The 18,703-nt window shown below is 56.3% G+C and carries 18 protein-coding genes and 2 pseudogenes; 14 read left to right on the top strand and 6 right to left on the bottom strand.

The window, feature by feature from the left end:
* Positions 1 to 203 precede the first annotated feature (203 nt).
* Positions 204 to 1,850: an electron transfer flavoprotein-ubiquinone oxidoreductase gene (locus tag ABD827_RS13350; RefSeq protein ID WP_344965254.1), complete on the bottom strand. Its 1,647-nt coding sequence runs from the start codon at positions 1,848 to 1,850 to the stop codon at positions 204 to 206.
* 133 nt (positions 1,851 to 1,983) lie between these two features.
* Here ABD827_RS13350 and ABD827_RS13355 point away from each other — a divergent pair, with 133 nt between their 5' ends.
* Both ABD827_RS13355 and ABD827_RS13360 read left to right on the top strand, forming a co-directional pair.
* Complete coding sequence (locus ABD827_RS13355) at positions 1,984 to 2,733, top strand: electron transfer flavoprotein subunit beta/FixA family protein (protein WP_344965215.1); 750 nt, start codon at positions 1,984 to 1,986, stop codon at positions 2,731 to 2,733.
* Positions 2,733 to 3,659 carry an electron transfer flavoprotein subunit alpha/FixB family protein gene (locus ABD827_RS13360; protein ID WP_344965216.1) on the top strand — a complete coding sequence of 309 codons (927 nt, stop codon included), beginning with the start codon at positions 2,733 to 2,735 and terminating at the stop codon, positions 3,657 to 3,659. The genes ABD827_RS13355 and ABD827_RS13360 overlap by 1 nt, the downstream gene beginning before the upstream one ends.
* Positions 3,660 to 3,776: 117 nt before the next feature.
* Here the strand turns inward: ABD827_RS13360 and ABD827_RS13365 are convergent.
* The 3 genes and pseudogenes from ABD827_RS13365 to ABD827_RS13375 form a co-directional block, all read right to left on the bottom strand.
* Positions 3,777 to 4,057, bottom strand: a pseudogene (locus ABD827_RS13365) (IS5/IS1182 family transposase); the annotation flags it as partial.
* A gap of 66 nt (positions 4,058 to 4,123) precedes the next feature.
* Positions 4,124 to 4,891, bottom strand: coding sequence for a glutathione S-transferase family protein (locus ABD827_RS13370; RefSeq protein WP_344965217.1), 768 nt, complete (start codon positions 4,889 to 4,891; stop codon positions 4,124 to 4,126).
* 53 nt (positions 4,892 to 4,944) lie between these two features.
* Positions 4,945 to 5,511, bottom strand: a complete 567-nt coding sequence (locus ABD827_RS13375) for a cytochrome b (protein WP_344965219.1) — start codon at positions 5,509 to 5,511, stop codon at positions 4,945 to 4,947.
* Positions 5,512 to 5,841: 330 nt separating this feature from the next.
* Here ABD827_RS13375 and ABD827_RS13380 point away from each other — a divergent pair, with 330 nt between their 5' ends.
* Positions 5,842 to 6,729, top strand: coding sequence for a LysR family transcriptional regulator (locus ABD827_RS13380; RefSeq protein WP_344965220.1), 888 nt, complete (start codon positions 5,842 to 5,844; stop codon positions 6,727 to 6,729).
* A gap of 99 nt (positions 6,730 to 6,828) precedes the next feature.
* Here the strand turns inward: ABD827_RS13380 and ABD827_RS13385 are convergent.
* Both ABD827_RS13385 and tenA read right to left on the bottom strand, forming a co-directional pair.
* Positions 6,829 to 7,101, bottom strand: a pseudogene (locus ABD827_RS13385) (transposase); the annotation flags it as partial.
* A gap of 197 nt (positions 7,102 to 7,298) precedes the next feature.
* Positions 7,299 to 7,967 carry a thiaminase II gene (gene tenA, locus ABD827_RS13390; RefSeq protein WP_344965221.1) on the bottom strand — a complete coding sequence of 223 codons (669 nt, stop codon included), beginning with the start codon at positions 7,965 to 7,967 and terminating at the stop codon, positions 7,299 to 7,301.
* Between the two features lie 381 nt (positions 7,968 to 8,348).
* Here tenA and pyrG point away from each other — a divergent pair, with 381 nt between their 5' ends.
* The 11 genes from pyrG (at position 8,349) to rpoS (ending at position 18,520) form a co-directional block, all read left to right on the top strand.
* A complete protein-coding gene (gene pyrG, locus ABD827_RS13395) occupies positions 8,349 to 9,986 on the top strand; it encodes a CTP synthase (protein WP_298723404.1) in 1,638 nt (545 codons plus the stop codon).
* A gap of 103 nt (positions 9,987 to 10,089) precedes the next feature.
* Positions 10,090 to 11,391 carry a phosphopyruvate hydratase gene (gene eno, locus ABD827_RS13400; RefSeq protein ID WP_298723401.1) on the top strand — a complete coding sequence of 434 codons (1,302 nt, stop codon included), beginning with the start codon at positions 10,090 to 10,092 and terminating at the stop codon, positions 11,389 to 11,391.
* Between the two features lie 692 nt (positions 11,392 to 12,083).
* Positions 12,084 to 12,374 carry a cell division protein FtsB gene (gene ftsB, locus ABD827_RS13405; RefSeq protein WP_344965223.1) on the top strand — a complete coding sequence of 97 codons (291 nt, stop codon included), beginning with the start codon at positions 12,084 to 12,086 and terminating at the stop codon, positions 12,372 to 12,374.
* Positions 12,371 to 13,066 (top strand): 2-C-methyl-D-erythritol 4-phosphate cytidylyltransferase, encoded by a 696-nt coding sequence (ispD, locus tag ABD827_RS13410; RefSeq protein WP_344965224.1) that lies wholly within the window; start codon positions 12,371 to 12,373, stop codon positions 13,064 to 13,066. The genes ftsB and ispD overlap by 4 nt, the downstream gene beginning before the upstream one ends.
* Entirely contained in the window at positions 13,063 to 13,539 is a 477-nt protein-coding gene (ispF, locus tag ABD827_RS13415; protein WP_344965225.1) for a 2-C-methyl-D-erythritol 2,4-cyclodiphosphate synthase, read from the top strand. The genes ispD and ispF overlap by 4 nt, the downstream gene beginning before the upstream one ends.
* Positions 13,536 to 14,576, top strand: coding sequence for a tRNA pseudouridine(13) synthase TruD (gene truD / locus ABD827_RS13420; RefSeq protein ID WP_344965226.1), 1,041 nt, complete (start codon positions 13,536 to 13,538; stop codon positions 14,574 to 14,576). Before ispF ends, truD begins: the two co-directional genes overlap by 4 nt.
* Positions 14,557 to 15,303: a 5'/3'-nucleotidase SurE gene (gene surE / locus ABD827_RS13425; RefSeq protein WP_298723386.1), complete on the top strand. Its 747-nt coding sequence runs from the start codon at positions 14,557 to 14,559 to the stop codon at positions 15,301 to 15,303. The genes truD and surE overlap by 20 nt, the downstream gene beginning before the upstream one ends.
* Positions 15,304 to 15,306: 3 nt before the next feature.
* Positions 15,307 to 15,933: a protein-L-isoaspartate(D-aspartate) O-methyltransferase gene (locus tag ABD827_RS13430; protein ID WP_344965227.1), complete on the top strand. Its 627-nt coding sequence runs from the start codon at positions 15,307 to 15,309 to the stop codon at positions 15,931 to 15,933.
* Positions 15,930 to 16,511, top strand: a complete 582-nt coding sequence (locus ABD827_RS13435) for a YqaA family protein (protein ID WP_344965228.1) — start codon at positions 15,930 to 15,932, stop codon at positions 16,509 to 16,511. Before ABD827_RS13430 ends, ABD827_RS13435 begins: the two co-directional genes overlap by 4 nt.
* Complete coding sequence (locus ABD827_RS13440) at positions 16,511 to 17,506, top strand: peptidoglycan DD-metalloendopeptidase family protein (protein WP_344965229.1); 996 nt, start codon at positions 16,511 to 16,513, stop codon at positions 17,504 to 17,506. The genes ABD827_RS13435 and ABD827_RS13440 overlap by 1 nt, the downstream gene beginning before the upstream one ends.
* A 42-nt stretch (positions 17,507 to 17,548) precedes the next feature.
* Complete coding sequence (rpoS, locus tag ABD827_RS13445) at positions 17,549 to 18,520, top strand: RNA polymerase sigma factor RpoS (protein ID WP_298723374.1); 972 nt, start codon at positions 17,549 to 17,551, stop codon at positions 18,518 to 18,520.
* The last annotated feature ends 183 nt before the right edge of the window (positions 18,521 to 18,703 follow it).

Raw genomic sequence — 18,703 nt, forward strand, 5'->3', positions numbered from 1 at the left:
TGTAGCCTAGTCATTCTAAGCAATGCCCTCTCAACAAAGAGAAAAACGCGTTTAGCCGAACCCGCAGGGCAGCGCTTGTGGGGGCTTGCTACTGCGTTATCGCTTATTTATGTAGCGTGACTACATGGCATAAGCGCTGCCTTGTATCAAGACCCCACAAACTGCTGCAAAAATCATCTCGAAAGGTCAACAGACCCTAGTGTTCACATATTGGGGTAGTTGGGCCCGCTGCCGCCTTCCGGCGGTGTCCAGCGAATATTCTGCGCCGGATCCTTGATGTCGCAGGCCTTGCAATGCACACAGTTGGCAGCATTGATCTGAAAGCGGGGTGAACCGTCCGTATCAATAATTTCGTAAACACCGGCGGGGCAATAACGCTGGGCCGGTTCATCGAAGCGGGGCAGGTTGTCGCGTATTGGCAACTCGGGATCCCCGAGTTGCAGATGACAGGGCTGATCCTCAATGTGGCCGGTATTGGCCAGATACACCGATGATAACCGGTTGAACGACAACTGGCCGTCTGGCCGGGGGTAATGGATTTTACGGCACTCGGCGGCGGGAAACAGGGTGGCGTGATCGGGTGTGCGGTCGTGCAGGGTCAATGGCAGCCTGCCTCCCAGCCAGTTGTGATTCAGGTAATTGAAGGCGCCTCCCAGCCAGGGACCGAACTTGTGCAGTGCGGGAATGAAATTTCTGCTCTGATACAGTTCCCGATGCAGCCAGCTGTCCTTGAAGATCGCATCGAAGTCGGTGAGTCTGCGTGCGCCGGCATCTCCCCCGGCCAAAGACTGTACCAGGGTATCGGCGGCCAGCATGCCCGACTTCATGGCGGTATGAATGCCCTTGAGCTTGGCGCCGTTCAGAGTGCCGGCGTTGCAGCCCAGTAACAGGGCGCCGGGCATGGTCATCTGCGGCAGCGAGTTCAAACCGCCCTTGGCAAGGGTACGGGCACCAAACGCCAGTCGCTTGCCTTCAAAGAGATGGTGTGCCAGCAAGGGGTGCTGTTTTAACCGCTGAAATTCTTCGAAAGGATCGAGATAAGGATTGCTGTAGTCGAGATCCACAATCAGGCCCACGGTGAGCAGCCCCTCATCGCCGTGATACAGAAAAAAACCGCCTTGCGCTTCTGCCAGTGGCCAGCCGGTGCCGTGCAGTACCAGCCCCGGCTGATGACGATGCGACGCCGCTCGCCATAATTCCTTGATGCCCAGCGCATAATGCTGAGGATCCCGACCTTGATCGAGCCCGAAGCGGGCGATCAGCTCCTTGCCGATATGGCCCCGACAGCCCTCGGCGAACAGGGTGTATCGGGCACGCAATTCCATGCCCGGTACGTGACCGGGCTTGGGGCTACCATCGGCCGCCAGCCCCATGTCGCCGGTCAGAATACCGCACACGGCACCCTGATCGTCGTAGAGCGGTGACCGGGCGGCAAAGCCGGGAAAAATGGCCACCCCCAGCTGTTCGGCCTGTGCCGCCAGCCAGCGGCACAGATTACCCAGGCTGATGATGTAGTTGCCGTTATTGTGCAGCGGTGTCGGTAGCAGTGCAGGGGGCAGCTCGATACCGCCCTGTTCGCTGGTCAGCATATAAAGCCGTTCTTCACTGACGGCGGTGGTGACCGGGGCTCCCCGCTGGCGCCAGTCGGGAAACAGCTCGTCCAGGGCGCGAGGCTCGAGCAGGGCACCGGACAGAATATGCGCGCCTACCTCGGCGCCTTTTTCCACCACGCAGACACTGAGCGTCAGGCCGGCAGCGGCGGCCTGCTGCATCAGTCGGCAGGCGGCGGCCAGGCCGGCAGGACCGGCTCCCACTATCACCACGTCAAACTCCATCGATTCCCGTTGCATCATCCGGCTCCATCCTTTCGGGCTAATGGCTAAAGTATTGTATTGGTTGTGGTATTTAACAAACGGCTAAATCGGCAGGATTCGGGGGGATGGCATAGTATTAAGTCACGTCCGAACACCTGCGGAGGCAAGGATGAAGGTGCTGGTTTCAATCAAGCGGGTTATCGATTACCACGTCAGGGTCAGAGTACTGAATGATGAAAGTAACGTGGATCTGAACAATGTGAAGATGGCGGCCAACCCCTTCTGCGAGATTGCGCTGGAAGAAGCGGTACGCATGAAGGAAGCGGGCTGGGTATCGGAAATCGTTGCCGTGTCCATCGGGCCGCAGGCGGCACAGGAGCAACTGCGCATGGCGCTGGCGCTGGGCGCCGATCGGGCGCTGCTGGTGCTTGCCGACGGCGTGGTTGAACCGCTCACGGTGGCCAGGCTGCTGGCAAAACTGGTCGAGCGAGAACAGCCCGACCTGGTGCTGCTTGGCAAGCAGTCCATCGACACCGACAACAATCAGGTCGGGCAGATGCTGGCCGCACTCACCGGCTGGCCGCAGGGAACCTTCGCTTCCCGCATCGAGCGACAGGGCGACGAACTGCAGGTCACCCGGGAAGTCGACGGCGGCCTGCAGACCCTGGCGCTGACGCTGCCGGCGGTGGTGACCACGGATCTGCGGCTGAACGAACCGCGCTATGCGTCGCTGCCCAATATCATGAAGGCGAAACAGAAACCGCTGGACAGCCTCGGCTTCGAAGAGCTGGGCGTGGAAAGCCGGGCGCACAGCCAACTGCTGAAGGTAACGGCGCCCCCGGTGCGCAAGGCGGGCATCAGGGTGGCGGATGTGGCCGAGCTGGTGGATAAACTGAAAAACGACGCAAAGGTGATCTGATGGCGACTCTGGTGATAGCGGAACACGACAACCTTGAACTCAAGCCGGCCAGTTTACATGCCCTGACTGCCGCCGCCCGACTGGGGGGCGAGGTTGATCTGCTGGTGATGGGGCATGGTTGCCGGGCGGTGGCCGAGGCCGCTCGCGGGCTTGGCGTCGGCAAGATATGGCTGGCAGATGATGCCCGTTATGAACATCAGCTGGCCGAGCCCTGCGCCGCCCTGGTGGTGTCGCAGGCCGATGGTTACAGTCATCTGGTGGCGGCGGCCACCACTCAGGGCAAGAATCTGTTGCCCCGGGTGGCGGCGTTGCTGGATGTGGGCATGGTGTCGGATGTGATTGCCATCGAAGCCGATGACATTTTCCGGCGGCCCATCTATGCGGGCAATGCCATCGCCACTGTGCAGTCGCTGGATCCAGTCAAGGTGCTGACCGTGCGCACCACCGCTTTTGACGCCATGGCTTCCGGCGATGAACAGGCGGAAATTGAGGTGCTGGCGCCGGTTGCCGGCCCTGAAGGTAGCCGCTTTGTCGGCGAGGAGCTGGCGGTCAGCGAACGGCCCGAGCTGACGGCGGCACGGGTGGTGATCTCCGGCGGTCGGGGAATGGGCTCGAAAGAGAGTTTTGCCTTGCTGGAACAACTGGCCGACAAACTGAACGGGGCGGTGGGATCCACCCGTGCGGCGGTAGATGCGGGTTTTGCCGCCAACGACATGCAGGTAGGGCAAACCGGCAAGATAGTGGCGCCCGAGCTCTATATCGCGGTGGGCCTGTCCGGCGCCATACAACATCTGGCGGGAATGAAAGACTCCAAAATCATCGTCGCCATCAACAAGGACGGCGAGGCGCCCATCTTCGAGGTGGCCGACTACGGCCTGGTCGCCGATTTGTTCGAAGTATTACCCGAGCTGAATAAGTTGTTGTGAGGAGTGAGGTGAAGAAGACAGATAATCGTCTTTTTTAGGGGCGAATGTATTCGATCATAGAGGCGTTGTTGATCAAACCAGAGCCGAGGCCGTCTGTCTCTAGGCAGCTTTCCGTCCTTAACTGACCGGCTGACGAACAGGCATGCCAAGTCTTATGACATTGTTTATGATCTTGACTCCGGCCAGTATTTCACCGACCTGGCCGTTGTAGTTACGCAGCTGAACCTGGGGTTCACCAACTGTTTATATCGGGACATCGCCGTTTCCAGCAGCGACCAATGATAGTAACCAGACGTGGTTTTCCAGTCGGCCAAATGCCCCGATTTGAGTGTAGTAACGGCCTCGTTGGTCGGCATTCTTTCGGGGGGGAGCGTCGCTTTGCTGCCTTGCCGGATCAGTTACTGATGTTGTGTCGTGATCGCTCTGCTCCCGAGTCCGTTTGTCAGGATATCGGATATTAGAAATTATTTATCCCACCACTCATTTTGAATCTGGGCGAGGGTGAAACTTTTACGGTCTTGGGCGCGTTGGTAATAACTTCCTAGTAACGGGAAACGATTACCGTCAACCCAGTCGGTATAGCCAAGTAAATCAAGTCTTGATAGCACCACTGTCCATATGACGTCAGCCAGTGAATACCTATCGCCCAGTAGGAATATGTTACCGTTCAATTTTTTTTCAGCAAAAGAAAGGGACTCAACAGCCTTTTGCTCAATGTCCTTGATATGTTTTTCGTCTACCCTGAACGTTTTGTTTTTCTCCGATCTGGCAGCACAAGCAAGATAGTTATTCCTAAGCTCGGGATGCTGTTCGGCGAGTAACAACGATTTATTGATGCGGGTATCCAGGATTTTCTCAGACTTTTCCATGGAGGGGTGACGTGCATAACTGAGAATCTGAAGGTCAATCTCATCAGCTAGGTCAATTAGTTTATCCATTAACTGGACATCATTCTTATCGGTTGGTGACAGAGAATTACCTTCAGGTAATGTCGCGATAAACCGAATGATACTGGCCGAATTAGTGACGACTTCCGTTGTGCCGTTGCTGATCTCCAGCGTAGGGATAACACCATTGGGGTTTAATTTTATATACCATGGCTCAAGCTGTTCTTGCTCTCGTACAATGTCGACAATACGGGAAGACCAATCTAAACCTTTCTCCTCTAGTGCAAGGCGAACTTTCATTGAACAGACCGAAAGTGGATGATGATAAAGCGTTAATAAAGACATCACGTTAACCTCAAGTTTATAAAAAAGTTATCAAGAATAGCTTTCTGAAATACCTAGACGCGTGGCTTTAATGGAAGCATTCGGGGAAGAACATCGGCTTCAGGTGCATCCAGGAAACGGTGTTTAAGTGCCCCTGCAATATGCATGAAGATCGCTGCCACCAAAGTGTAGACTAAAATCCAATGAGCTTGTTTAGCCCAGCCTGCCATTTCTATATTTTTATCAAACAGCTGCGGCATCTCGATCAAGCCGAATAAGCTGACGGGAAAGCCCGCAAAGTTCGTCATGGCAAACCCGCTAAAGGGAATCGCTAACATTAATAAATAAAGTGAAGCTGTGACGATACGTGATAGTCCTCGTTCCCAACCAGCTAGTACGGCCGGCAACGATGGTGAACGGTTGATACGGCTCCAAATCAAACGAAGAATGACCAGTTGCATAAAAATTACACCAAAAGATTTATGCACCCCCATAATCTGCAAACGACTGGGATCTGATTTATCCAGCCCTGTCATATAAGTACCGACTGAGATTAGTACTATTAACATCAGCGCCATCCCCCAATGAAGCCATTTCGCTAATTTTCCATAGCTCTGCTCGTCAACGCACACTGTATTCATAAGTCATCTCCATAATATTTTTTTAAGTAATGTCCATAACTGATGTGGATACTGGGGCTGGTTTTCCTTTATCGTCACCTTCGCGAAGGCGGGAGCCAGTGCTTTGCAGGCGACTCGCAGTCTGACCGTTCTGCGTTACAAGCTCTGGATTCCCGCCTTCGCGGGAATGACAAGAGAGGACGTGCGGGAGTTACGACAGCACCACACCTGTTATACCTCATTACTTAGCACCTAAAGCTTGGTGAAAACCATATGAATCAAGCTTATTGTATTCTTGTGGTTTGATATATAGTCTATGAGTGAACTTATTGTTTTCTGACAGGTGGTAATTTGAATACTTTAACGTTGATGGAAACTTTTTCAGCAGTTGTGGAAGCAGGCAGTTTTACAGCAGCAGCAGAGCGACTGGGACTTTCCAAATCGTTTGTCAGTAAACAGGTATCTATGTTGGAGCGAGACTTGGGCGCTCGCTTACTGTACCGCACAACGCGTAAGCTAAGTCTTTCTGAGGAAGGTTCTCAATTCTACAACCACTGTAAATTTATCATGGCAGAGGCGGAGAATGCCTGTGCCGAAATAATGGACAGCCAAAGCGCACCACGGGGCAAGATCCGCATAACGGTCCCTCAAAGTCTCATCATTTCGGGCGTCAGTCAGCTATTGATTCAGTTTCAACATCAATATCCAGATATCGACCTGAATGTTATTGCCAGTGGACGGGTTGAGGATCTGGTAGAAGAAGGCATCGATATCGCCCTGCGGGTTGGACAACTGGAAGATTCCAGTCTGATGTCCCGCCGGTTGGCAGACTGTACTTTCCAGGTGGCAGCATCTCCTGAGTATATAGAAAAGAGGGGAGAGCCAACTCAACCAGCTGATCTGACTCAACACAACTGCCTGATCTATGCTGCTTCAAGATCCAACCATGGTTGGCCTTTTCGAACGCTTAGTGGTGAATTAATCACGGTGAAAGTGAAAGGCAATCTAACTAGTAATGACGGAAAGTTAGTTATCGATGGAATGCTAAAGGGCCTAGGTATCGGTTTTGGTCCCAGTTTTTTGTTCAAGAAACATGTTGAAGAAGGCTCTTTACAGTTATTGCTCACCAATTACTATCAACAACCGACCTCTATATCGGCACTCTACCCGCTCAGTCGCAATTTACCCCGGAGAGTAAGGATATTGATTGATTTTTTAGCTGAGAATTTATCTACTTAATGTATCAGTTTGAAAAAGTAGATGGTTAATCTGAGCCCTAATAACCGGCATTGTTGATCAAATCAGAGCCGAGGCAGCCCTGTCTACGGTCTTGGCTCACTTGTAGATGCAGCTGTATCCCGACGAGGTTAACGGCACATCCATTAGCTGAAAAATGGAGTTGATGACCCCTTCCAATGCCTGCAACGGCAAACCGAAGAAGGATTTGAGCATCAGCGCTGTTTGAATGGCACTATCGCTGTATTGGAAACCGCGATCCCGGCGGCCATGGTGCTCATGGCAATGCCATTGTTCGATGGTCTGTTCATCGACCTGGCAGGTGAGTGAGCCGCGATTAATCAAGGCTCGATTGTACTGCCGCCAGCTACTGATGTTGTGTCGTGCCCATAGTGCTGCTCCCGAGTCCGTTCGTCAGGAGATCGGATCACGGGAGAAGCAGATAGTTTCCTGATTTAGGAAACAATGCCGCTCAGGGACGCTCGATTGAAATCGACCCAACACCCCCAGAATCTGCAGCCGGGTGTGCTTGTTTTCCCCCTCACATTTAACGACTCACTCCTCATGAACAATTACATCTGCTGATTCAACCCCATGTCCCAGAAATCGATTTCCAGTCGGGTGGCGTCGTTGAAGATGCGGCTCAGCTGTTTGAAGCGGGTGGGAGACACCTCCGCCAGTCGTTCATTTAGCCAGGCCACTTCTGCCTGGGCTGCCGCCTGAAACTCGGCGCTTTCATACATGGCCAGCCAGGCTTCATAGGGATTATTGTCGCCGCGTACCGTAGACGGCTTTGAAATCAACCAGCGTGCCACTTCTGCATAGCCCACCAGGCAAGGCGCCAGGGCCACATGCATATCCAGCAAGTCACCCCTGTTGCCGGTGTCCAGTACATAGCGGGTGTAGGCCAGCGTGGCTCTGGCTTCGGGCAATTCGGCCAGGTCTTGCTCGCTAATGTCCCATTGCTTGCAATAATCGATGTGCAGACCCAGTTCCAGATCGATAATGGCATCGAGACCGGCCTTGGCATGGCGCAAGTCGGCCAGGGTCGGGCTTTTATAAGCCGCCAGAGCGAAGGCGCGACCAAACTGGATCAAGAACAGATAATCCTGCTTCAGATAATGGCGAAATGCCCTGGGTTCCAGGGTGCCGTCACCGAGCTGGCACACAAAATCATGTTCTATATAAGCCCGCCAAGGCGCCTGGTTGTCTTGTTTCAAGTCATTGAAAGTAAAGCTCATCTCATGTCCTTATTGCGGATGTTGCCGAAAACGCCCTCACCGGCCTGAATCCCGGTCGAGGGCGAATGAACGGTGACCATTCTGGCGTTTTTCCCTGCAATATCAACCGAGAGCATGAAGGAGGCACACTAACATCAGGATTCAAGCTGCGCTCTGTTGTAATAAAACAACTAAAGCGGCTATAGTGGCCTCCAGTCTGCCGCCGGCAGCCGGTTCGAATGGACGCTCACATGAGAACAAGGGGAAATATGGCACAGAATAATCGCCCTACCGCCGGTACCCGCACATTGTTTCATTGTCGTTATCGACCATCTTGCGTATACTTTTACCCCGTCTTGAATTCCACATTTCATTCGTTCCCTAGCTTTCTTCAGGTTCTGCATGACGACTAAATATATTTTTGTTACTGGTGGGGTTGTTTCCTCTCTGGGTAAAGGCATTGCTGCCGGCTCCCTGGCGGCCATCCTCGAGGCTCGTGGTCTTAATGTGACCATTATGAAGCTGGATCCTTACATCAACGTGGATCCGGGAACCATGAGCCCGACCCAGCACGGTGAAGTCTTCGTGACGGATGACGGTGCTGAAACCGACCTGGATCTTGGCCATTACGAGCGTTTCATTCGTACCAAGATGACTCGCCGCAATAACTTCACCTCCGGCCGCGTTTACGCGGACGTGCTGCGCAAGGAACGACGTGGCGACTACCTGGGGGCAACCATTCAGGTGATCCCGCATATCACCAATGCCATCAAGGACAGAGTGATTGCCGGTGCCGAAGGGCATCAGGTAGCTATTGTGGAAGTCGGCGGTACCGTGGGTGATATCGAATCCCTGCCGTTCCTCGAAGCGTTGCGCCAGCTGGCGGTGGTGGTGGGCCGGGAAAATACCCTGTTCATGCACCTGACCCTGGTGCCCTACATGGCGGCGGCCGGTGAGGTGAAAACCAAGCCGACCCAGCACTCGGTGAAAGAGCTGCTGTCTATCGGCATTCAGCCCGATATTCTGATTTGCCGCAGCGATCGCGCCATTCCCGCCAATGAGCGGAGCAAGATAGCGCTGTTCTGTAACGTGTCCGAAAAGGCCGTTATCTCGCTGAAAGACGTGGACTCCATCTACAAGATCCCGGCGCTGCTGCGCTCTCAGGGTCTGGACGAGCTGGTAGTCAAGCGTTTCGGTCTGGAGTGCCCGCCCTCGGATCTGTCCGAATGGGAGCAGGTGATCTACGAAGAAGCCAACCCCATGGGCGAAGTAACCATTGGCATGGTCGGCAAATATATCGAGCTGCCCGATGCCTACAAGTCGGTGAACGAGGCGCTCAAGCACGGTGGCCTGAAAAACCGGTTGACCGTCAACATCAAGTACATCGACTCTCAGGATCTGGAAAGCAAGGGTCTGGGTCTGCTCGAAGGTCTGGATGCCATTCTGGTGCCCGGTGGCTTCGGCGAACGCGGTGTAGAAGGCAAGATTATGGCCGCCCGTTATGCGCGTGAACATCGCGTACCTTACCTGGGCATCTGCTTAGGCATGCAGGTCGCGTTGATCGAATACGCCCGCAACGTAGCCGGTCTGGAAGGTGCTCATTCGTCCGAGTTCGACAAGCAGAGCCCTTATCCGGTGGTGGGTCTTATCACCGAATGGATCGATGAAGAAGGCAATGTCGAAGTGCGTGACGAGCTGTCCGATCTGGGCGGCACCATGCGTCTGGGGGCCCAGCTGTGCCACCTGGAGCCGGGCTCCAAGGTTCACGATCTGTACGGTTCCGACACCATCTACGAGCGTCATCGCCACCGTTATGAAGTGAACAATCGTCTGCTGCCGAAGATTGAAGCCGCCGGCCTGAAGGTGACCGGTCGCTCTGCCGACAAGAAGCTGGTCGAAATTATCGAAAACCCGGATCATCCCTGGTTTGTGGCGGCGCAGTTCCACCCGGAATTTACCTCTACTCCCCGTGATGGTCATGGCCTGTTTGCCGGTTTCGTGAAGGCGGCGGGGCAATACCAGCAGGGCGAGCTGGAATAATCTGATATAACGGCTGAGCCAACGACTCAGCCGTCTTTTTTAGTGCTTTATTTCGTTTTTACCTTTCAACTATTTTTACCTTCAACAAAGAGGAAGTTAGAGAATGGCTAAGATCGTTAAAGTGATCGGTCGTGAAATCATCGACTCTCGTGGCAACCCTACCGTAGAAGCCGACGTATACCTGGAAGGTGGCGTCATGGGCCGCGCTGCGGCGCCGTCCGGTGCTTCTACCGGTTCCCGCGAGGCGCTGGAACTGCGTGACGGCGACAAGTCCCGCTTTTTGGGTAAAGGCGTACAAGTTGCCGTTGCCAACATCAACGACCAGATTGCTGCCGCTCTGATTGGCAAGGATGCAACCCAACAGGCCGAGATTGACCAGATCATGATCGACCTGGACGGTACCGATAACAAGGCCACCCTGGGTGCCAACGCCATCCTGGCCGTGTCTCTGGCCGCTGCCAAGGCCGCTGCCGCCGCCAAGGGCTTGCCGCTGTACGCCTGGATTGCCGAACTGAACGGTACCCCCGGTCAGTACTCCATGCCGCTGCCGATGATGAACATCATCAACGGTGGTGAGCATGCCGACAACAACGTCGACATTCAGGAGTTCATGATTCAGCCGGTCGGCGCCAAGAACATCAAGGAAGCGCTGCGCATCGGTGCCGAGGTGTTCCACAACCTGGCCAAGGTACTGAAGGCCAAGGGTCTGAGCACCGCGGTGGGCGACGAAGGTGGCTTCGCGCCGGATCTGGAGTCCAACGCTGCCGCCCTGGCCGCGATCAAGGAAGCGGTAGAGCAGGCCGGTTACGTGCTGGGTAAAGACGTGACCCTGGCCATGGACTGTGCGGCCTCCGAGTTCTTCGACAAGGAAGCGGGTAACTACAACCTGAAAGGCGAAGGCAAGATCTTCACTTCTCAGGAGTTTACCCATTATCTGGAAGAGCTGACCAAGCAGTATCCGATCGTGTCCATCGAAGACGGTCTGGATGAGTCTGACTGGGATGGTTTCGCTTACCAGACCAAGGTACTGGGCGACAAGATCCAGCTGGTGGGTGACGATCTGTTCGTCACCAACACCAAGATCCTGAAAGAAGGGATCGACAAGGGCATCGCCAACTCCATTCTGATCAAGTTCAACCAGATTGGCTCCCTGACCGAGACCCTGAATGCCATCAAGATGGCCAAGGACGCCGGTTACACCGCGGTGATTTCCCACCGTTCCGGTGAAACCGAAGATGCCACCATCGCCGATCTGGCGGTGGGCACCTGCGCCGGCCAGATCAAGACCGGCTCCATGAGCCGTTCCGATCGGGTTGCCAAGTACAACCAGCTGATCCGCATCGAGGAAGAGCTGGAAGGCAAGGCCCCGTACCGCGGTCTGTCCGAGGTGAAAGGCCAGGCTTAATGCCTTCCCTGAAATGAACAAAGCCCCGCCTTGAGCGGGGCTTTTTGTTCATTGTTGGTGTGGTGCGCAATGCGAAGCCTCAGCAGGTTATACCAATCCCACTAAACAAATGATCTATTTCATTTTTGTATAAAAGTCGAACAAAGGGCCCGTTCCTCCGACTCGCCGTGAATCCCTCCCTGGAGGCTCAGCCGCGCCATCCGTGGCGCGGATGGTCGGCTGAACAGATCCCTTTGTCCTCCTTGATGCACCGGCGTTGCCTGTTAGCGCCGTCTACAGACAACTCGATGCTCGAGAAGAGGCAGCAGAGATCGCCTCCCACGACCGTGAAATGCCATGGCCGGAAAATGCTCCTGCCGTTCCGGCATTCCCGCCTTCCCTGGCGGTCAGACGGCATTTCCCGAGCCCCCATGGGGCGAGCTTGCTCGCCGTAACGAGTTGTTTCAGCCTGACCGAATATCCAGTGAATGTTCGCAGTAGGCTGAAACAGCGAGTGGCAAGGCTAAATGGCGTGTCGTGGGAGGTGGCTCTGTTTCCTCGAGTATCCAGTTTAACCTAGATCATATTTTTATTTAGTTTGGTATTACTTTGGTCGACGAATGTTCTCGTCGTGGTCTGACCCCGCCCCGTGCGGGGTTTCTTTTGTTCGGCTCCCGAATATGGGAAACTAGCGCGCTACTTTTGGAGGATTGATGCGCACCCTGACGCTGATACTGCTCGCCCTGTTAGGCACCCTGCAATACCACCTGTGGTGGGGGAAAAACGGTCTGGCCGAATATAACGAAGCCCAGGCTAACGTTACCCGCCAGATGACCGATAACGAACAATTGGTTGCCCGTAACGCCTTGCTATACCGGGAGATCGAAGATCTCAACAAGGGTCTGGCGGCGGTGGAAGAGCTGGCACGCAACGACTTGGGCATGATCAAGCCCGGAGAAACCTTTTACCGCCTGTTGCTGGCGGAAGAGCCATCATCACCATGATACCCGATCAGTCTTTTACCGCCGTGGTACCCGCGGCCGGGATCGGCAGCCGTATGGCGGCCGAGATACCGAAACAGTACCTGCCGTTGGCTGGCTGCACCGTGCTGGAACAGACTCTGGCTCGGCTGCTGAATCATCCGGCCATCGGTCGCATTATCGTGGCCACTGCCGAGCAGGACCCCTGGTTTGAACGGCTGGCCATTGCCCGTGAGCCGCGGATATTGCGAGTGAATGGCGGGCGCGAGCGGGCCGATTCGGTGCTTAATGCGCTGGCTCATGTAGAAACCGACTGGGTGCTGGTGCACGATGCGGCGCGGCCCTGTCTGCACCGAGCCGATCTCGATGCCGTACTGGCGGCGGGCCGGCAACCCCAGGGCGCCCTGCTGGCCAGCCGGGTGCGTGACACCATGAAGCGGGGTGATGGTCAGGGCGCCATCAGCAGCAGCGTGCCTCGCGACGAACTCTGGCACGCCCTGACACCGCAATGCTTTGCTACCGCCCCCCTTCGGCAGGCCCTGAATGATGCCCTGGTCGCCGGTTGCGCCATCACCGACGAGGCCTCGGCCATGGAGTGGGCCGGTTTTCATCCCCGGCTGGTGGAAGGGCGCGCCGACAATATCAAGATAACCCGCCCGGAAGACCTTGGCCTGGCGGGCTTTTTTCTGCAGCAGATGAACGAGAGCAAACTATGATGCGAATCGGGCACGGTTTTGACGTGCACAAATTTGGCGGTCAGGGGCCCTGTATCCTGGCCGGGGTGGCGGTGCCTTACGCCCAGGGGCTGCAGGCCCATTCCGACGGTGACGTGGTGCTGCACGCACTGAGCGATGCCCTGCTCGGCGCCATCGGCGCCGGCGATATCGGTCGCCACTTTCCGGATACCGATGCGGCCTATGCCGGTATCGACAGCCGAATCCTGCTGCGCGACGTGTTCGAGCGGGTCGGTCAGGCCGGTTTTACACTGGGCAACGCGGACATTACCGTGCTGGCCCAGGCGCCCAAACTGGCGCCTTTCATCGGGGACATGGTGGCCAATATCGCCGCCGATCTGCAGGCCGATCCCTCCCTTATCAACGTCAAGGCCACCACCACCGAACAGCTCGGTTTTGTGGGCCGCAAAGAAGGCATAGCGGCAGAAGCCGTGGTGCTACTGGTAACAGCATGAACAACTGGCACTATCTGCACGGACAACCCGAATACCGTGGCCGCCTGAAGGCGGCACCGGAAGATTTTATCGTACGCGAAGATCTGGGCTTTGGCCCCGGTGGCGAAGGCGAGCATATACTGCTGCATATTCGCAAGCGCGGTCAGAATACCCAGTGGGTGGCGCGCGAGCTGGCACGGCTGGCCGGTGTGACCCAGCGTGAGGTCACCTGGGCCGGGCTCAAGGACCGACATGCAGTGACCGAACAGTGGTTTGGGGTACATCTGCCGGGCAAGGAGATGCCGGACTTTTCCAGTCTTGAAAACGACGACGTGCAAATTCTGGCCATCGCCCGCCATAACAAGAAGCTGAAAACCGGTGCTCTCAAGGGCAACTGGTTCGAGCTCAGGATCACCGAGCTGGAAGGGCAGGGCGATCTGGAGTCCCGCCTGACGGCCATTGCCGAACGCGGCGTGCCCAATTATTACGGCGACCAGCGTTTTGGCCGGGAGTTCGGTAACCTGGATCAGGCCAGAGCCATGTTCAACGGTCGCCGGTTTAAAGACCGCAACAAGCGTTCCCTTTACCTGTCTTCTGCCCGCAGCTACCTGTTCAACCTGGCGGTCAGTCATCGACTGGCCGCCGGCCTCGGTGAACAACTGCAGGACGGCGACTGTGTGATGCTGGCGGGTAGCCAGTCTTTCTTTACTCTGGGCGAAGACAATCCACTGGACGACGCCATGCAGGCCCGTTTTGACGAAGGCGATGTACGCCTGAGTGCCCCGCTGTGGGGCCGGGGCCGGCTGGCGAGCAGCGGCAAACCCGGCGAGCTGGAACAGGCGGCGATTGAAGGGCAGCAAGATCTGTGTGCTGGGCTGGAAGCCAACGGCCTCAAACAGGAACGGCGGCCCTTGCTGCTCAAGCCCGAGCAGATGAGTTGGCACAGAGAAGGCGACAGCCTGACGCTGTCGTTCTGGTTACCGGCAGGAAGCTACGCCACCAGCCTGGTGCGGGAATTGATCAAGGATAATGGAACCGATGAAGATACTGGTGAGTAATGATGATGGTGTGAATGCCTTAGGCATTCGTACTCTGAGCCGGGTGCTGGCGGAATTTGCCGAGGTGGTCACGGTGGCGCCCGACCGTAACCGCAGCGGAGCCAGTCACTCGCTGACGCTGGAAGTGCCGCTGCGGGCCGACAAGCTGGATGACAGCGGCTTTTATTCGGTCAAGGGTACGCCCACCGATTGCGTACACTGGGCGGTGAACGGCCTGCTGGACCCGGATCCGGACATGGTGGTGGCCGGCATCAATCACGGTGCCAACCTGGGTGACGACGTCATCTACTCCGGCACTGTGGCGGCGGCCACCGAAGGCCGCCACCTGGGCTTGCCCTCGGTGGCAATATCGCTGTGCGGCGATCGCTACTTCGAGACCGCCGCCCATTATGCCTGCCTGCTGGTGCAGGGGCTGCTGCGGGCGCCGCTGGCGTCCAACCAGATCCTGAACGTCAATGTACCCGACTTGCCCCTGGAGGAGATTCAGGGTATCAAGGTGACTCGTTTGGGTAACCGTCACCGCTGCGATGCCGTGCTCAAGGAGTACGACCCCCGTGGTCGCCCCATTTACTGGATAGGCCCCCCCGGCGCCATTCAGGATGCGGGTGAAGGCACCGACTTCGACGCGGTGGAACGGGGCTATGTCTCCATCACGCCGTTAACCATCGATATGACGGCCTATGCGCAAATGGCGGCGCTGACCAGCTGGATTAAAGAAGTGGAGTGACAGGTGCTCACGTTAGCGGGACAGCAACTCTATCGTTTGCTGCAACAGCAGGGAATCAGTGACGAACGGGTACTGCAGGCCATCGCCGGCCTGCCAAGAACCCAGTTTGTCGATGAAGCCATGGCCCACAAGGCCTGGGAAAACAGTGCCTTGCCTATCGGTTGTGGCCAGACCATATCGCAGCCCTATATCGTCGCGCGGATGACGGAAGTGGTGCTGGCCCAGCAGCCGAAGCGGGTGCTGGAAGTGGGCACCGGCTCGGGCTTTCAGACCGCGGTACTGGCGCAACTGGTAGAGCAGGTCTTTACCGTTGAGCGGATCAAGTCGCTGCAATATCAGGCCCGGCGTCGGTTGCAGCGGCTGGATTTGCACAATGTGTCGACCAAGCATGGCGATGGTTGGCTGGGCTGGTCCAGCAAGGCCCCCTTCGATGCCATCATGGTGACGGCGGCGGCGCAGGAAACGCCCCAGGCGCTGTTGTCGCAGCTGGCCGATGGCGGGCGCATGGTAATACCGGTGGGGCAGAGCCAGCAATCGCTGTGGTTGTATCAACGCAGTGGTGATCAATTTTCTCGTACCGAGCTGGAATCGGTGCGTTTTGTACCTTTGGTGAAGGGTGATCTTGAGTGAAGATTTTTTCTCGGTTGTATCGGCAGGTCATGATGTGGGCGGTGCACCGGCATGCGCCGGTTTATTTGTCTTTGAACAGCTTTGTCGAGTCCATCTTCTGGCCGGTGCCGGTAGACGTGATGCTGGCGCCCATGGCGTTGTCGAAACCGGAACGGGCCTGGCACTATGCCGCGCTCGCCACTTTTTTCTCGGTGCTGGGTGCCGCGTTTGGTTACCTGCTGGGCTATGCGTTATGGGAGCCGGTGGTGCAGCCCTTTATCGCCACCATGGGGTATGAGGGCAAGATGGCCATCGCCCAGCAGTGGTTCGATGAATGGGGTGTCTGGGTCATCTTCATCGCCAGTTTCACCCCCATTCCCTACAAGGTCTTTACGGTCACGGCCGGCCTGCTGCAGATGGCTTTTCTGCCCTTTCTGCTGATCTCGCTGGTCGGGCGGGGTCTGCGCTTTTTTCTGGTCTCGGGCCTCATGGTGTGGGGCGGCGTCAGAATGGAGCGCAAGCTGATTCAGTATATCGACATCCTCGGTTGGCTGTGTCTGGCGGCGGCGGTGGTGGCCTACCTGTTACTGAGAAACTGATGCAACGGCGGAGCGGCACATTCAGACTGGCGTGTTTCAACCTGCTGTTGATCACCCTGTTGACGGCCTGCTCTTCCTCTCGTCCGGCGCCGGTGGTAGGGGTGCATGCCCGTGGCCAAATCAAGGCGAATGGCCGCCATTATGTGGTGGTCAAGGGCGATACCCTGTATTCCATCGCCTGGCAGGCCGGTACCGATGTGCCTACCCTGGCACGACATAATCGTATTCCGCCCCCTTACGCCATTTATCCCGGTCAGACCCTGCGGCTGGATGTACCCGGTGCCGCGCGTGCCCGGTATCGGGTTCGCCGGGGTGACACCCTCAATACCATAGCGCGCCGTACCGGCCACGGGGTGGCCGACCTGGCTACCCTCAACGGCCTTAAACCACCTTATCGCATCTATGTGGGTCAGACTCTGGCATTGCGCGGCGCTCCTTCTACGGCCGATAACCGCCAGCGGACAACCAAAACAACCCCTCGGCCCGCCTCGGGCAAGGCCGGATCCAAACCGTCGGCAGCCGCTGGTAAGAGCACTCGGGCAAAAGCACTCAAGCCACTTGCGCCCGCTTCGGGAAAAGCATACGCTGGTTCACGAGTACAAAAAAACGCCGCTGTCAATGCCACCATTCGCTGGCAATGGCCAACCGCAGGTCCGGTGATTACCGGGTTTTCGCTGGCCGAAACCGGTAATAAAGGCATTGATATCAGGGGAAGCAGGGGCCAGGCCATCAAGTCGGCCGCCGCTGGCAAGGTTGTTTACGCAGGGAATGCGCTACGTGGTTACGGCAATCTGATCATCATCAAACACAACGATGATTACTTGTCTGCCTACGCTCACAATGAGGTGCTTCGGGTCAAGGAGCAGCAAGCGGTGAGTGCCGGTCAGCACATAGCGGATATGGGCAGTAGTGATACCACCGATGTGCGCTTGCATTTCGAAATCCGGTATCAGGGATCTTCGGTTAACCCGATGAAATATCTGCCAAAGCGATAGATTCCGGGAAACAGGTAGTACCCGGATTGAGGGAGAACTGCCATGAGCCAGAGCAAAAAAAACACCCATCACGATGAGGTGGGTTTGAATACCGGTACTGAACAGGATGTCATGACCGGTAGCGATGAAAAGGACAGTATTCAGGAAGAAGAAGTCCTCAATGTACCCAACGCCCGCACGCTGGACGTGACCCAGCTTTACCTGGGAGAAATTGGCTTTTCCCCCCTGCTGACGGCAGAGGAGGAAGTGCTCTATTCCCGCCGCGCCCTGCGAGGTGATTTGATTGCCCGTAAACGGATGATCGAGTCCAACTTGCGGCTGGTGGTCAAGATATCCCGCCGTTACAACAATCGGGGACTGGCGCTGCTGGACTTGATTGAAGAGGGTAACCTCGGTCTGATCCGCGCCGTCGAAAAATTCGATCCCGAACGCGGTTTCCGTTTCTCGACCTATGCTACCTGGTGGATTCGCCAGACCATAGAGCGTGCCATCATGAACCAGACCCGCACCATTCGCCTGCCCATTCACGTGGTCAAGGAACTCAACGTTTATCTGCGTACCGCCCGCGAGCTGGCCCATCGGCTCGATCATGAACCCACCGCCGAAGAGATCGCCGACGCCCTCGACAAGCCGGTGGCCGACGTGTCCCGCATGCTCAAGCTGAACGAAAAAATCAGCTCGGTCGACACCCCCATCGGCGGGGATGGCGACAAGGCATTGCTCGATGTGATCACCGACGAGAATGATCTGGATCCGGAAACCGAAATTCAGGATGACGATATTCGGCTGAGCCTGGTGCGTTGGCTGGAAGAGCTCAATCCCAAGCAACGGGAAGTGCTGGCCCGACGTTTCGGCCTGCTTGGTTACGAGGCCTCGACGCTGGAAGATGTGGGCAGAGAGATAGGCCTGACCCGGGAGCGGGTACGGCAGATCCAGGTGGAAGCCCTGCGCCGTTTGAAAGAAGTGCTTACCCAGCAGGGGCTGTCGATAGATACCCTGTTCTACAGCGATTAATCACAGAAAGCTGTCAGCCATAAGCTGTAAGTTAAGCCCCGGCAGAGTACAGGCTCTGTCGGGGCTTTATCATATGCTGGATTTCGAGCGGGCATCTTTTCGCAAACAAGGGTGCAACGGCCATGGACTCCGGCCTTCGCCGGAGTGATACCAATTTGAATAAAGATCTGATCATTTTTAAAC

The sequence above is a fragment of the Oceanisphaera sediminis genome, assembly GCF_039539745.1.
Lineage (GTDB): Bacteria > Pseudomonadota > Gammaproteobacteria > Enterobacterales > Aeromonadaceae > Oceanimonas > Oceanimonas sediminis.

Coding starts and splice junctions, on each gene's coding strand:
- ABD827_RS13350 (WP_344965254.1), bottom strand. CDS start 1,850: ATGCAACGGGAATCGATGGAGTTTGACGTGGTGATAGTGGGAGCCGGT.
- ABD827_RS13355 (WP_344965215.1), top strand. CDS start 1,984: ATGAAGGTGCTGGTTTCAATCAAGCGGGTTATCGATTACCACGTCAGG.
- ABD827_RS13360 (WP_344965216.1), top strand. CDS start 2,733: ATGGCGACTCTGGTGATAGCGGAACACGACAACCTTGAACTCAAGCCG.
- ABD827_RS13370 (WP_344965217.1), bottom strand. CDS start 4,891: ATGTCTTTATTAACGCTTTATCATCATCCACTTTCGGTCTGTTCAATG.
- ABD827_RS13375 (WP_344965219.1), bottom strand. CDS start 5,511: ATGAATACAGTGTGCGTTGACGAGCAGAGCTATGGAAAATTAGCGAAA.
- tenA (WP_344965221.1), bottom strand. CDS start 7,967: ATGAGCTTTACTTTCAATGACTTGAAACAAGACAACCAGGCGCCTTGG.
- pyrG (WP_298723404.1), top strand. CDS start 8,349: ATGACGACTAAATATATTTTTGTTACTGGTGGGGTTGTTTCCTCTCTG.
- eno (WP_298723401.1), top strand. CDS start 10,090: ATGGCTAAGATCGTTAAAGTGATCGGTCGTGAAATCATCGACTCTCGT.
- ftsB (WP_344965223.1), top strand. CDS start 12,084: ATGCGCACCCTGACGCTGATACTGCTCGCCCTGTTAGGCACCCTGCAA.
- ispD (WP_344965224.1), top strand. CDS start 12,371: ATGATACCCGATCAGTCTTTTACCGCCGTGGTACCCGCGGCCGGGATC.
- ispF (WP_344965225.1), top strand. CDS start 13,063: ATGATGCGAATCGGGCACGGTTTTGACGTGCACAAATTTGGCGGTCAG.
- truD (WP_344965226.1), top strand. CDS start 13,536: ATGAACAACTGGCACTATCTGCACGGACAACCCGAATACCGTGGCCGC.
- surE (WP_298723386.1), top strand. CDS start 14,557: ATGAAGATACTGGTGAGTAATGATGATGGTGTGAATGCCTTAGGCATT.
- ABD827_RS13440 (WP_344965229.1), top strand. CDS start 16,511: ATGCAACGGCGGAGCGGCACATTCAGACTGGCGTGTTTCAACCTGCTG.
- rpoS (WP_298723374.1), top strand. CDS start 17,549: ATGAGCCAGAGCAAAAAAAACACCCATCACGATGAGGTGGGTTTGAAT.